Here is a 12,844-nt window from a genome sequence, read left to right as displayed (position 1 = left end):
CCCGTACCAGGGCCCCGGCGGCGCCGGAAGGAGAGACCCCCCATGACCGCCACCGCCGCACCGCCGCGGCCGCCGGCGAGCACCGTGCGCCCCACCCGCAACCCGCGAGCCCCCTACCGCTGGTCGGCACGAGGGTTCGCGCTGCCGGCCGTGCTCATCGTGGCGCTGCTGCTGTACCTGCCGTTCGTCTGGACGTCGTACCTGAGCCTGACCGAGTACAACGGGCTCGGGGACCCCGAGGTGGTGGGGCTGGCCAAGTACCAGGAGATGTTCACGGACGCGGGCTTCCTGAACTCGCTGCGCAACACGCTGTTCTGGGTGGTGGGCACCCTCGTGCTGCCGGTCGGCCTGGGCCTGCTGATCGCGGTGCTGGCGTACGGGCTCAAGGGCTCCTTCTGGTACCGGCTGCCCTTCCTGCTGCCGTACGCGATCTCCGGGGTGGCCGTCGGTGTCATCTGGACGTTCGTGCTCCAGACCGGGGGAGCGCTCGACGAGGCGCTGGGGCTGCTCGGTGTGACCGACCCGCCCCGCTGGCTGCTGGACGCCCCGCTCAACACGGTCGTCATGATCGGCGCGGCGACGTGGCAGGGCGCCGGCGTCAACGCGCTGCTGTTCACCATCGGGCTGCAGTCGATCCCGAAGGAGCCGCTCGAGGCGGCGCGACTCGACGGCGCGTCCGGCTGGACGATGTTCCGCACGATGACGTGGCCCATGCTCACCCCGTTGACGACGGTCGTCGTGGGCCTGGCGATCGTCGGCTCCCTCAAGCAGTTCGACATCATCTGGGCGATGACCAAGGGCGGGCCCGGGGTCTCGTCCGAGACCCTCGCCCTGACCATGTACAAGGACACGTTCGTCGAGAACGACTACGGGCTGGGCGCCGCCGTCGCGGTGTTCCTCACGGTGGTCACGGTCGCGGCGTCCGTCCTCTACCTGCGCCGGCAGCTGTCCGGCGCCCGGGAGTCCTGATGAGCGCCGTCGCGGCGGACCGCGTCCGCAAGACCGTCCTCGTGGTGCTGGGCCTGCTGTGGCTCGCGCCCGTGTACCTCATGATCGTCAACGCGGCGAAGACGAACGACCAGTACGGCGTGCTGTCCGTGTGGAGCCCGGCCGGGCTCGGCGGGCTGTGGGAGAACGCCGCCGCGGCGTGGACCCGCGGGGACATCTCCGCCGGCATCGCGTCGACGGCCCTGTACGCGATCGTCGCGCCCCTGGTCGCGGTCCTGATCGGGGCGGCGGCCGGGTTCGCCATCGTGGCACTGCGGTTGCGGCACGGCTTCGCCTGGTTCGTCGTGATCTTCGCCTCCACCGTGTTCCCGATGCAGATGCTGCTCATGCCGCTGTTCCTCGGTTACGTCCAGACGGGGCTCTACGACACGCGGACCGGCATGATCCTCGTCTACACCGTGATCTCCGTGCCGTTCGCGGCGTTCGTCATGCGCAACTTCTTCTCGGGCGTGGCCCACCACGTCTTCGAGGCCGCCGTGATGGACGGAGCCTCGACGTGGCGGATCTTCTGGCGGATCTACCTCCCGATGGCCGTGCCCGCACTGGTCGCGATCTTCATCCTGCAGGCCACCCTCATCTGGAACGACCTGCTGCTCGGCCTCACGCTCACCCAGTCGGCCGAGACACGGCCGGTCATGACCGCGCTGTCGGCGCTGCAGAGCACCTACGGGGGCTCGACGATGCCGGTCGTCCTCGCGGGCGGGCTGATCGTCTCGATCCCGACCGTCGCCCTCTTCCTCCTCGCTCAGCGCGCGTTCACCCGTGGCCTTGCGCTGGGGCAGTACTGACCCGACCTGGAGCACACCCATGCCTGACCTGGACCAGATCACCGCCGACCGCTGGGCCGGCCGGACGGCCGTCGTCACCGGCGCGGCCGCGGGCATCGGCGGCGGAGTGGCCGACCTGCTCGTGGAGCTCGGCGCCACCGTCGTCGGGATCGACCGGGACGAGGCGGCCCTCGGGGCCGCCGCGGCCCGGCACGGTGCCGGCCCAGGGCGCTTCGTCGGCCTGGCCGCCGACGTGTCACGCCCCGACGCGCTCGACGGCGCGGCGCGGCGGGTGCGCGCCGAGCACGGCGCGCTCTCCGCAGTGGTGTGCGCGGCCGGGGTGCAGCGCTACGGCGCCGTCGACGAGACCGACCCCGCGACCTACGACGAGGTGATGGGCGTCAACGTCGGCGGGGCGTTCCACACCTGCCGCGCGATGGTGCCCCTGGTGCGGGAGAACGGCGGCGGGGCCGTCGTCGTGGTCTCCTCCGCGCAGGCGTACGCGACCCAGACCGGTGTCGCCGCCTACACCGCGAGCAAGACGGCCCTGCTGGGCCTGGCACGCGCGATGGCGGTCGATCACGCCGCGGACGGCATCCGGGTCAACAGCGTGAGCCCCGGGTCGATCGACACGCCGATGCTGCGCTGGGCCGCCGGCCTGTTCGCCGGCGACCGGTCCGCCGCCGACGTCGTCGCCGAGTGGGGCCGTGCCCACCCACTAGGTCGGGTCGGCACGCCGCGTGAGGTCGCCGAGGTGGTCGAGTTCCTGCTGTCGGACCGCGCCGCCTTCGTCACCGGCGCCGACGTCAGGGTGGACGGCGGACTGAGCTCGCGCCTCGCGGCGGCCCTGCCCGAGGCAGACGCATGAGCGCGCTGAAGGGCAGCGGTCTGCGGATCGTCGACGTCCGCGCCACCACCGTGACCGTGCCTCTCGAGGCGCCGCTACGGCATTCCAACGGCGCCCACTGGGGCCGGTTCGTGCGCACGATCGTGGAGGTCGAGACCGCGGACGGGTTGATCGGGCTCGGCGAGATGGGCGGCGGCGGGCAGAGCGCCGAGGCGGCCGTCGCCGCGCTGCGGCCGTACCTCCTCGGGCACGACCCGGCCCGCACGGAGGCGCTGCGGTTCATGCTCGCGAACCCCACGGCCAGCCTCTACAACAACCGCACCCAGCTGGTGGCCGCGATCGAGTTCGCGTGCCTCGACCTGCTCGGCAAGCATGCCGGGCTTCCCGTGCACGCGCTGCTCGGCGGTGCCGTGCGTGACGAGGTCGAGTTCGCCTCCTACCTGTTCTTCCGCTATCCCTCCGCGGACGGGTCGGGGGAGGTTCGCACCACCGACCAGCTCGTCGCGGAGGCGGCTCGGCTCAAGGCCGAGCACGGCTTCCGGGTGCACAAGCTCAAGGGCGGGGTCTTCGACCCCGAGCACGAGCTGGAGGCCTACCGGGCGCTCGCTGCCTCCCTGCCGGGGGACCGCTTCCGGTACGACCCCAACGGGATCCTCAGCGTGGAGGAGGCGATCCGCTTCGCCCGCCGCATCGAGGACCTCGACAACGACTACGCCGAGGACTTCTGCTACGGCTTGAACGGCATGCGCCGGCTGCGGGAGAACACCGGCATCCCGCTGGCGACCAACACGGTCGTGGTGAACCCCGAGCAGCTCGCGGCGAACGTGCTGCAGCCGGCCGTCGACGTGATCCTCCTGGACACCACGTTCTGGGGCGGCGTCCGCCCCTGCGTGCGGGCCGCGGGGGTGGCCGAGACCTTCCAGCTCGGCGTCGCGGTGCACTCCTCCGGCGAGCTCGGCATCCAGCTTGCCTCGATGCTCCACCTGGGGGGCGTCGTCCCGAACCTCGCGTTCGCGGCCGACGCCCACTACCACCACCTGCGCGACGACGTGATCGTCGGCGGCAAGCTCGCGTACCGGGACGGGCGGATCGCCGTGCCCGACGCGCCGGGGCTCGGCGTGGAGCTCGACCGGGACAAGGTGGCCGAGTACGCCGAGCTGTACCGCGAGCTGGGGCCCTACCCGTACGACCGGGACCCGGGCCGCCCGGACTGGTACCCGCTCCTGCCGAGCACGCAGTTCGCCGACCCCCGCGCGGCCGGGCGGCCCGACGCCCTGGCCGCCGAACCGTTCTGACCCGACCACCGAGAGCACGAGGAACACTCCCGATGAGCACCGCCGCTCCCGCCACGCCGCGCACGATCCCCACCGTCGACGACCTGGCGTCCGACCTCGTCGTCGACCGCTTCGACGACATGATCAACCCGCCCGGGCTGACCAACCACTGGGCCACGGCGCAGGTGGACCACGACGTGCTGGCCGTGCGTTCGCTCAACGTGCCGCCCGTCTCCCAGGGCGACAGCGTCAGCGGCCAGCTGTACCTCGGGGGCCGGCTGGTGCGGTCCTTCGGGCAGCCGGTCGAGGTGCGCTGGCGGCCCGACCGTGTCGAGCGCCGCACGATCATCGACGGCTGGGACGTGCGCACCGTGACGGTGTGCCCGCCGGGCGAGCCCGGCGTCGCCGTGCAGGTGGACGTCACGGACACGACGGGCGCGGCCCGCGAGCTGCGCCTCGGCGCCTGGCTCGACTCCACCGTCACGTGCGCGAGGGAGCCGTGGCTGGCGGGCGCGCCGCCGCAGGCGCGCAACACGGTGGAGCACGCCGGCGCCCGACGGGTCGGGCGGCCGCAGGACGGCTCCGCGGTGAGCGTCCAGGGCCTGGTCGACGAGGCCGGCGCCGACGTCGACGACGGCGCGTCGCCCCGTGTGGCCGAGCTGGTACGCGACGTCCCCGCGGGTGGCTCCGTGCGCCTGGCCTACGTGCACACCGTCGCGAGGACCGCGGCGGAGGCCTCCGCGGCGTTCGACCGCGTCGCTGCCGACGTGCCCGCCGCGGTCGAGGCCTCACGACGCAGGTGGGACGCCGAGATCGAGGCGCTCTTCACGCCCGGCAACGCCGAGTTCGGCGGTTGCCTGCCGCGCCTGGTCACCACGGACGACGCCCTGCGCCGCCTGTACTGGTGGGGCGCCGTCGGGGTGCTGTGGTTCCGGCGCGACAACCCGGCGTCGGTCCTCGGGCGCACCTACGACACCCTCATGCCCCGCTACTGGCAGACCACCACGTTCATCTGGGACTACTCGCTCAGCTCCATGGTGCACGCACTGCTGGACCCGCAGGTGATGCGGCGCCAGGTGGAGCACTGGGTGGGCCTGGACATCGAGAAGCACTTCGGGACGGAGTGGCTCACGGGCGGCCCGGTGGGCTACTGGTACTCGGTGAACCACTACGCGATGACACGGCTGGTGCACGACTATCTGCGGTTGCACGGCGACCACGCGCTGCTCGACGCGCCCGTGACCACTCCCGACGGGCGGACCTCGACCATGGGCGACGAGGTGCGGTCCTGGGCCACGGCGTGGCATCGGCTGCGTTCGGCCTCGGGCTCGGGGCTGGCGGACTACGGCGGCGTCGACAACCTGCTGGAGTGCGTGAGCTCCTACGTGCACGAGGTGGCGAGCCTCAACGCGGCGAACGTGTGGAACCTGCGCACGGCGGCGCAGATCAGTGCGTTGCAGGGCCGCAGCGACGACGCCGCGCGGCTGCGAGACGAGGCCGCGGACCTGCTGCCGAAGGTGCTGGGGCTCGCCGTCCCGGGGGAGGGCTTCTTCCACGCGCGGCAGCCTGACGGCACGCTCGTCGCGACGCGGCACTGCTACGACTTCGCGACGCTCGGCACGACGATCGCCGAGGATCTCCCGGCGGACCTACGGGACGCGATGGTCGAGTTCTTCGTGCGCGAGCTGCGCACCCCCTCGTGGATGCGCGCCCTGTCGCCCTTCGACGACGACGCCGGTTGGTCCGTGCGCGCCGACCACCAGTGGAACGGCGCGTACCCTGCCTGGCCGGCTGACTCCGCCCGCGCGGCCATCGCCCTCGGCCACCCCGAGGTGGTGCTCGAGTGGCTGCCGGGCCTGGCACGCACCGCCAACCAGGGCCCGCCCGGGCAGGCGCACTTCGTCGAGGAGGCCGAGGAGCCGATCGGCGGCGGCGCGCGCAAGACGCCGCCGCAGCTGCCCTACATCATCGACTGGTCGTGCTCGTCGGCCGGGGCGTGGTGCGAGCTGGTGCTCGCGGGCGTCTTCGGCGTCGATGTCGCCCTGGACGGGACGGTGACCGCGGGCGGCTGCGTCGCGGACCTCGACCCGGACGCGCGTCTCGAGGGCCTCGTCGTGCAGGGCCGCACCTACGACGTCATGGGCGGCGAGGTGCGGGAGCGGTGAGCGCACCGGACGGCGCCACGGGAACCGGCTGGGGTCGGCTGCTCGACGACGGGCGCGCGGCGCTGCCGGACGCGCTGGCGTCGGTGGACGAGGCGGTCACGGCCGGGGGCCAGCGGGCGCTCGTCGTGCGGGTCGCGGGCGGTCTGTCCGTCGACGTGCTGCCCGATCGCGGTCTGGACCTCGGCGCGGCCTGGTGGGCGGGGGTCCCGGTCGCGTGGCGGTCGCCGAACCCCCGGGATCCTGGCCCGGGCCGCGACTGGGAGGACCGGTTCCTCGGCGGGCTGCTCGCCACCTGCGGGCCGGACAACATCGGCTCGCCCCGCGGTGCCTCCGGTCAGCACGGCACGCACCACCTGACCCCAGCGCACGACGTGCGGTGGTGGCGCGAGCGGACAGACGGCGGCGAGCTGGAGGTGCACGTGACGGGCTCCGTCGCGCACTCCACGCTCTACGGCGCCCGGGTGGTCGTCGACCGCGAGGTCGTCGTGGCCACGGGTCGGCCGTGGGTCGAGGTGCGCGACACGGTGCGCAACGTCGGGACGGAGCCGGTCGGCGTGCCGCTCCTCTACCACGTGAACCTCGGTGCCCCCGTGCTCCTGCCCGGCTCGCGGTTGGTGACCGGGGCCGGTGAGCCGGCGCCCGCGGCGCCGCTGCCGCCTCGCCGGGACGCGGTGACGTTCCCCGAGCCGGCGCGCGGCGCGGCGTACGTCGTCGCCGAGCACCCGGGGGTGGGAGACGTCGACGGCTGGGCCCGTGCCGTCGTGTCGCCGACGGGGCTCGCGCACCCGGACGGAGCCGAGGTCGTGGTCGAGTGGCGGGCGGCGTCGATGCCACGGCTGTACTCCTGGCTGTGGCCGGCCGCGGGCTCCTGGGTGCTCGGCGTGGAGCCGGCGAACGCCCCGCTGGCCGGGCCGGAGCGCGACCTGCCGCACGGCGGCGCCCCGGTGCTGGGGCCGGGGGAGTCGTGGGAGTGCGGCGTGCGGGTCGGCGTGCAGCGCACGGACGGTGTCCGGAGCACCGGGACCTCGCAGGACGCGCGGTGAACGACGGCACGGTGCTGCCGACGAGCGTGAGCGCCCAGGCACGCCGCTATCTCGCCGGGCTGGCCGCGGACCGGGCCGGCCGACCGCGCGCGTACCCGGCGCCCGACGACCGTGGTGGCTGGCTGCGGCACGTGGCCGAGGTGGACGAGTGGTTCCGCACCGTCGTGCCCGCGGGCCTGCCCGTGCGGTCGGCGGACCGGGTGGTCGCGGGGGTGACCACCTACGTCCAGGTCCCCGAGGGGGCCGAGCCCGACGGCCCGGTCGTGCTCGACCTGCACGGTGGCGGGCTGGTCTACGGAGCGGGCGAGGTGTGCCGGGGGTCGGCGGCGTCGACGGCGGTCGTCACCGGGCTGGTGACGTGGGGTGTCGACTACCGCATGCCGCCGGACCACCCGTACCCGGCGGGGCTGGACGACACCGTCGCCGTGTACCGGGCGCTGCTCGCCGAGCGCGACGCGGGCAGGGTCGTGCTCTCGGGCGGCTCGGCGGGCGGGAACCTCGCCGCGGCGCTGCTCCTGCGGGCGCGGGACGAGGGTCTGCCGATGCCCGCCGCCCTCGTGCTGCTGACGCCCGAGGTGGACCTCACGGAGTCGGGGGACTCGTTCGTGACGAACGCCCCGCACGACCTGGCACTGGCGAGCCTGCGCGAGGTCAACGCGCTGTACGCCGACGGTGCCGACCTCACCCACCCCTACCTCTCGCCGCTGTTCGGCGACCTCGGCGGCTTCCCTCCCACGTTCCTGCAGACGGGGACGCGGGACCTGTTCCTGTCCAACACCGTGCGGATGCACCGCCGTCTGCGGGCCGCCGGGGTGGAGACGGAGCTGCACGTGTTCGAAGGGATGCCGCACGGCGGGTTCGGGGGAGCGGCGCCCGAGGACGCGGAGCTCGACGCCGAGGTGCGCGACTTCGTCGCCCGGATGCTGCGGGCGCGGCACGAGGCTTCCTGACGCTCCGGGCGGCTAGCGTCGGCGCCATGGACCACGAGCCGATGCGACGGGTCGCCGAGTTCCGCGCGGCGTTCGACCTCGACGTCGACGCAGCCCGACCCGGCCTGGCGGAGTACCGCCGCGCGTTGCTCGAGGAGGAGGCCGGCGAGGCGGCGGAGGCGCTCGCGGACCTCGCGTCGGCCCTGGCCGCGGGCGGGGACGTGGCGGCCGCCTTCCGGTCGGTGGCGAAGGAGCTCGCCGACGTCCTCTACGTCACCTACGGCGCCGCCGACGCGCTGGGGATCGACCTGCCGGCGGTGTTCGTCGAGGTCCACCGCTCCAACATGAGCAAGGTGGACGCCGACGGTCGGGTGCTGCGGCGGGCGGACGGCAAGGTGCTCAAGGGGCCGGGATACCGGCCGCCCGACCTGGACGGACTCGTCGTCGGGCTCCCCGGGCGGGGCCCCTCGCCGGCCTGAGTCGGGCAGGCTCCTCGGCGCCTTGACACGGACCGGGGCGGGTGCCAGAGTGGCGTCAATCCGGAAACGTTTCCAGCGATGCCGCCGAGACGGGTCTGGAAACGTTTCCAATCGCCGTCGACGTTGAAGGTGGAGCGACAGTGACGTCATCACGCGCCACGTTGATCGAGGTGGCCCGGCACGCCGGGGTCTCCCTCGCGTCGACGTCGCGGGCCCTGCACGGCACCGGGGCCAGCCCGGCCATGGTGGAGCGCGTGCGCGCGGCCGCCGAGGAGCTCGGGTACAGCCCGGACGTGACCGGCCGCTCCCTGCGGATGAAGAAGACGTTCCAGGTGGCCTTCGCCGTCGCCGACATCGGCAACCCGGTGTACGTCGAGATGCTCACGGCGATCCACGAGGTGCTGGCGCCGCACGGGTACCGGGTCGTCGTGATGACGACGGGCGACACCGCCGAGAGCACGGCCGAGCTCGTGCGCGGCCTGGGGAGCGGGTTCGTGGACGCCCTCGTGATCAGCCCGCTGCGCGCCGACGACGCCCTGGTGGCCGAGATCCGCCGGGCCCCCGTACCGGTCGTGGTGATCGGGCGAGCCCTCGACGCGGAGTCCGTCGACTCGGTGTCGACGGACTCCGCCGGGGGGATCGGCCAGGCCGTGCACCACCTCGTCGCCGCCGGGCGCCGCCGGATCGGCTTCCTCAACGGCCCCCTGGACACGACGCCGGGCGCGGCCCGGCAGCGCGGCTTCGACGCCGCGACCGGCGCGGACGGCTTCCCGGCGGAGCGTGTCGCGGTCGAGGTCGCGGAGGACTTCACCGTCGCGGCCGGCCTGCGCGCGGCGCGCACGCTGCTCGCGCCCGCGGCCGACGGCTCCCGGCTGGACGCCGTCGTCGCCGCCAACGACCTCCTCGCCATCGGCGCCGTGCGTGCCGCCCGCGAGGCCGGGCTCGCCGTGCCGGGAGACGTCGCCGTCACCGGCATGGACGACACCGAGCTCGGCCGCGTCTACGAGCCCCGCCTCACGAGCGTCTCGCTCGGCACCGCCGAGCGCGGCGCCGCCGCCGCGCGGGCGGTCCTCGCCCGGCTGGACGACGACGCGGCACCGGCCCAGCACGTCGTGATCGGGCCGCGCCTGCTCGTGCGCGACTCGACCACCGGCGCCGCCCCGACCACCGCACCCGAGGGGAGCGCACGATGACCGCCCCGACCGCACCCGGGACGTCGGCGGGCGCCCCCGCCACCGCCGTCCGGGCACCCCAGCAGGTCCGACGCCGCGGCGGGCTCGAGCGCGGCCGCCGCCGCGAGGCGATCGGGCTCGTGATGCCGTCGCTGCTGCCCATCCTGGTGCTCAGCGTCGCGCCGCTCGTCATGGGCATCGCGCTGGCGTTCACGGACGCCCGCCTCGTGCGCCACCCGGACTACGAGTTCGTGGGCGTCGACAACTTCGTCCGCCTCGCCGACAACTCGTTCTTCTGGGACTCGTTCCGCATCGGCCTGATCTGGGCCGTGTCGGTGACGCTCCTGCAGCTCGTGCTCGCCCTGGGCCTCGCGCAGCTGCTGAACTCCGGGCTCCGGCTGCAGGGGCTCACCCGGGTGCTCGCCCTGATCCCGTGGGCGATGCCGCCCGTCGTCGTGGCGATCATGTGGAAGATGATCTACTCGCCCAACGCGGGGCCGCTCAACGCGTTCCTCGGGGCGATCGGCCTGCCGGACGACATCAACTGGCTCGCCGACTTCTCGACCGCGCTGCCCGCCGTCATCGTCGTCGGGGTCTGGGTCGGGATGCCCCAGACGACGGTCACCCTGCTCGCCGGGCTCCAGCAGATCCCCGGCGAGCTGCACGAGGCCGCCTCGATGGACGGGGCGAACGCCTGGCGGCGGTTCACGGCCGTGACCTGGCCGAGCCTGCGGCCCATCGTCGCGTCGATCACGTCGCTGAACTTCATCTGGAACTTCAACTCGTTCTCGCTGGTCTACGTCCTCACCGAGGGCGGCCCGGGCGGCCGCACGATGCTGCCGATGCTGTTCACGTACCTCGAGGCGTTCAAGAACCGCAACATCGGGTACGCCGCGGCGATGGGCGTGGTCCTGGTCGTGGTCGTCGTCCTGCTCCTCGCCGTCTACCTGCGGTCGCAGTTCCGCGACGACCGCGTCTCGAAGAAGGGCTGAGCCGATGCGCGCACTCGTCCGCCCCGCCCAGTACGTGGCCCTGGCCGGCTACATCGTCTTCCTCGGTTTCCCCCTGCTGTGGCTCATCTCGGCGTCGGTGAAGTCGTCGGCCGAGCTCAACTCGCTCACGGTGAGCCTGCTGCCCGGCCAGTGGCAGTGGGACAACTACGCCCAGGCGCTCGCCCGCCAGGGCCTGGTGCACTCGGCGTGGAACAGCGTCCTGGTGGCGTTGGCCTCGACCGTCCTGGTCGTCCTCATCGCGATGCCGGCGGCCTACGTGCTCGCGCGGCTCAAGGGCGCGATCCGGGTGGCGGGCGTCGGCTGGATCCTCGTGAGCCAGGTGTTCCCGGTGATCCTCATCATCCTGCCGCTGTTCCTCATCCTGCGGACCATGAACCTCACCGACAGCCTCGTGGGGCTCACCCTGGTGCACACCACCTACACCCTGCCGTTCGCGCTGTGGATGCTGCAGGGGTACGTCGCCGGCATCCCGACCGAGCTCGAGGAGGCCGGTTCCATGGACGGCGCGAGCCGCCTGTCGGTGCTGCGCCGGATCGTGTTCCCGCTGCTCGCGCCCGGGATCGTCGCCACGGCGATGTTCAGCTTCGTCTCGTCGTGGAACGAGTTCTTCTTCGCACTGGTCCTGCTCCAGTCGCCGGAGAACTACACCCTGCCGATCACGCTGACCTCGTTCATCGGCGGCGAGGGCAAGGTCGCGCTCGGACCTCTCGCGGCCGGGTCGTTCCTCGCCGCGATCCCCAGCATCGTCTTCTTCTCGATCATGCAGCGGAAGCTCACCGGCGGCCTCATGGCCGGCGCCGTCAAGGGCTGACGGCCGCTGCGCCCCGTCCCTCGCAACCCGACCACCCGAAAGGAAGACCCATGAAGACTCGTGGAGTGTCCACCGCCGCATGCCTCACGGTCACCGCCCTGCTCGTCGCGTCCTGCAGCGGCGGTGGCGGCGACGAGGGCGACGGCGGACCCGTGACGCTGAAGTTCCAGTCCCTGTCCGACCAGCCCGCCGCCATCGCGGCCACGGAGAAGATCGTCGGCGAGTGGAACGACGCCCACCCGGACGTCCAGGTCGAGATCGTGCCGACCGGCTGGGACGGCGTCTACGACAAGCTCATCACCCAGTTCAACGGCGGCGCCGCGCCCGACATCATCCACTACGAGGCCGCGAGCATCGTGCCCTTCGCCCGCGACGGCTACCTCGCCGACCTCTCGGAGTACATGTCGGACGAGCGCCGGGCCGACATCCCCAGCGGCGTGCTCGAGTCGGTCACCGTGGACGACCAGGTGATCGCCTACCCGACCGAGCTGCAGTCCTACATGGTCTTCGCGAACAAGACGCTGCTCGAGGACGCGGGCGTCGAGGTCCCGACCGGCGACACCATGACGTGGGACCAGCTGCGCGAGATCGCGAAGGCCACCACGAAGGGTGACACGTACGGCCTCGGCTGGGGCCTCGCGAGCCCGACCGCGGCCTTCATGTCGATGGCCCCGGGGTTCGGCGGCGAGTACTTCACGGGCACCGGCCAGGACGCGCAGATCACGATCGGCGACGGCGAGATGGCGCTGCCGGAGCTCGTGGACCAGATGGCCTACGAGGACAAGTCGATCCTGCCGGTCACCCTCACCCAGTCCGGCTCGGAGGCGATCGCGTCCTTCTACGCCGGCCAGACGGCGATGACCGTGCAGGGGTCGTACCAGGCGGCGAACATCGCCAAGGACGCCCCGAAGGACCTCGACTGGGTGGCGCTGCCGCCGCTCGCGGGCCCCGAGGGCGCCGGCCAGGCCGCGAACCCGCAGACGCTGTCGGTGAACATCGACTCCGAGCACGTCGAGCAGTCGGCGGAGTTCATCGAGTTCTTCACCGACACGGAGAACCTCGCGGCGCTCAACGAGGCGGACGCCCTGATCCCGGCGACCACCTCCGCGCAGGAGCTCCTGGCCGACGAGCTCGGCGACGAGAACGGGTGGAGCACCATCCTGGCCGGCGGCCAGAACTTCGTCTCCGCGCCGTACCTGTTCGTCGACGCGTACGCGCAGTGGAAGGACACCGTGGCCACGCCGGCCTACCAGCGGTTCCTGGCGAGGGAGACCGACGCCGCCCAGCTGCAGACGCAGCTCACCGACGGCTGGGACGAGATCACGCAGTGACGTGA

The 12,844-nt window shown here is 73.0% G+C and carries 12 protein-coding genes; all 12 read left to right on the top strand.

Annotated features, from left to right (window positions below; genetic code table 11):
- The first annotated feature begins 42 nt into the window (after positions 1–42).
- The 12 genes from ACFUVW_RS14570 (at position 43) to ACFUVW_RS14515 (ending at position 12,839) form a co-directional block, all read left to right on the top strand.
- Positions 43–969 carry a carbohydrate ABC transporter permease gene (locus ACFUVW_RS14570; protein WP_430572043.1) on the top strand — a complete coding sequence of 309 codons (927 nt, stop codon included), beginning with the start codon at positions 43–45 and terminating at the stop codon, positions 967–969.
- A complete protein-coding gene (locus tag ACFUVW_RS14565) occupies positions 969–1,796 on the top strand; it encodes a carbohydrate ABC transporter permease (protein WP_430572042.1) in 828 nt (275 codons plus the stop codon). Before ACFUVW_RS14570 ends, ACFUVW_RS14565 begins: the two co-directional genes overlap by 1 nt.
- 19 nt (positions 1,797–1,815) lie before the next feature.
- Entirely contained in the window at positions 1,816–2,643 is an 828-nt protein-coding gene (locus ACFUVW_RS14560) for an SDR family NAD(P)-dependent oxidoreductase (RefSeq protein ID WP_430572041.1), read from the top strand.
- Positions 2,640–3,917, top strand: a complete 1,278-nt coding sequence (locus tag ACFUVW_RS14555) for an enolase C-terminal domain-like protein (RefSeq protein WP_430572040.1) — start codon at positions 2,640–2,642, stop codon at positions 3,915–3,917. The genes ACFUVW_RS14560 and ACFUVW_RS14555 overlap by 4 nt, the downstream gene beginning before the upstream one ends.
- Before the next feature lie 32 nt (positions 3,918–3,949).
- Positions 3,950–6,061 (top strand): hypothetical protein, encoded by a 2,112-nt coding sequence (locus tag ACFUVW_RS14550; RefSeq protein ID WP_430572039.1) that lies wholly within the window; start codon positions 3,950–3,952, stop codon positions 6,059–6,061.
- Complete coding sequence (locus ACFUVW_RS14545) at positions 6,058–7,104, top strand: DUF4432 family protein (protein WP_430572038.1); 1,047 nt, start codon at positions 6,058–6,060, stop codon at positions 7,102–7,104. Before ACFUVW_RS14550 ends, ACFUVW_RS14545 begins: the two co-directional genes overlap by 4 nt.
- Positions 7,101–8,054, top strand: a complete 954-nt coding sequence (locus ACFUVW_RS14540; RefSeq protein WP_430572037.1) for an alpha/beta hydrolase — start codon at positions 7,101–7,103, stop codon at positions 8,052–8,054. Before ACFUVW_RS14545 ends, ACFUVW_RS14540 begins: the two co-directional genes overlap by 4 nt.
- A gap of 26 nt (positions 8,055–8,080) precedes the next feature.
- Positions 8,081–8,512, top strand: coding sequence for a hypothetical protein (locus ACFUVW_RS14535; RefSeq protein ID WP_430572036.1), 432 nt, complete (start codon positions 8,081–8,083; stop codon positions 8,510–8,512).
- A gap of 140 nt (positions 8,513–8,652) precedes the next feature.
- Positions 8,653–9,705, top strand: a complete 1,053-nt coding sequence (locus tag ACFUVW_RS14530) for a LacI family DNA-binding transcriptional regulator (protein ID WP_430572035.1) — start codon at positions 8,653–8,655, stop codon at positions 9,703–9,705.
- A complete protein-coding gene (locus ACFUVW_RS14525) occupies positions 9,702–10,676 on the top strand; it encodes a carbohydrate ABC transporter permease (protein WP_430572034.1) in 975 nt (324 codons plus the stop codon). Before ACFUVW_RS14530 ends, ACFUVW_RS14525 begins: the two co-directional genes overlap by 4 nt.
- A 4-nt stretch (positions 10,677–10,680) precedes the next feature.
- Positions 10,681–11,508: a carbohydrate ABC transporter permease gene (locus tag ACFUVW_RS14520; RefSeq protein ID WP_430572033.1), complete on the top strand. Its 828-nt coding sequence runs from the start codon at positions 10,681–10,683 to the stop codon at positions 11,506–11,508.
- Positions 11,509–11,558: 50 nt separating this feature from the next.
- Positions 11,559–12,839: an ABC transporter substrate-binding protein gene (locus ACFUVW_RS14515; protein ID WP_430572032.1), complete on the top strand. Its 1,281-nt coding sequence runs from the start codon at positions 11,559–11,561 to the stop codon at positions 12,837–12,839.
- The last annotated feature ends 5 nt before the right edge of the window (positions 12,840–12,844 follow it).

It is taken from the genome of Isoptericola sp. NPDC057391 (genome assembly GCF_042668085.1).
Lineage (GTDB): Bacteria > Actinomycetota > Actinomycetes > Actinomycetales > Cellulomonadaceae > Isoptericola.
The sequence above is the reverse complement of the archived record's forward strand: the minus strand, read 5'-3'. Positions and strand labels throughout refer to the sequence as shown.

Coding starts and splice junctions, on each gene's coding strand:
- ACFUVW_RS14570 (WP_430572043.1), top strand. CDS start 43: ATGACCGCCACCGCCGCACCGCCGCGGCCGCCGGCGAGCACCGTGCGC.
- ACFUVW_RS14565 (WP_430572042.1), top strand. CDS start 969: ATGAGCGCCGTCGCGGCGGACCGCGTCCGCAAGACCGTCCTCGTGGTG.
- ACFUVW_RS14560 (WP_430572041.1), top strand. CDS start 1,816: ATGCCTGACCTGGACCAGATCACCGCCGACCGCTGGGCCGGCCGGACG.
- ACFUVW_RS14555 (WP_430572040.1), top strand. CDS start 2,640: ATGAGCGCGCTGAAGGGCAGCGGTCTGCGGATCGTCGACGTCCGCGCC.
- ACFUVW_RS14550 (WP_430572039.1), top strand. CDS start 3,950: ATGAGCACCGCCGCTCCCGCCACGCCGCGCACGATCCCCACCGTCGAC.
- ACFUVW_RS14535 (WP_430572036.1), top strand. CDS start 8,081: ATGGACCACGAGCCGATGCGACGGGTCGCCGAGTTCCGCGCGGCGTTC.
- ACFUVW_RS14525 (WP_430572034.1), top strand. CDS start 9,702: ATGACCGCCCCGACCGCACCCGGGACGTCGGCGGGCGCCCCCGCCACC.
- ACFUVW_RS14520 (WP_430572033.1), top strand. CDS start 10,681: ATGCGCGCACTCGTCCGCCCCGCCCAGTACGTGGCCCTGGCCGGCTAC.
- ACFUVW_RS14515 (WP_430572032.1), top strand. CDS start 11,559: ATGAAGACTCGTGGAGTGTCCACCGCCGCATGCCTCACGGTCACCGCC.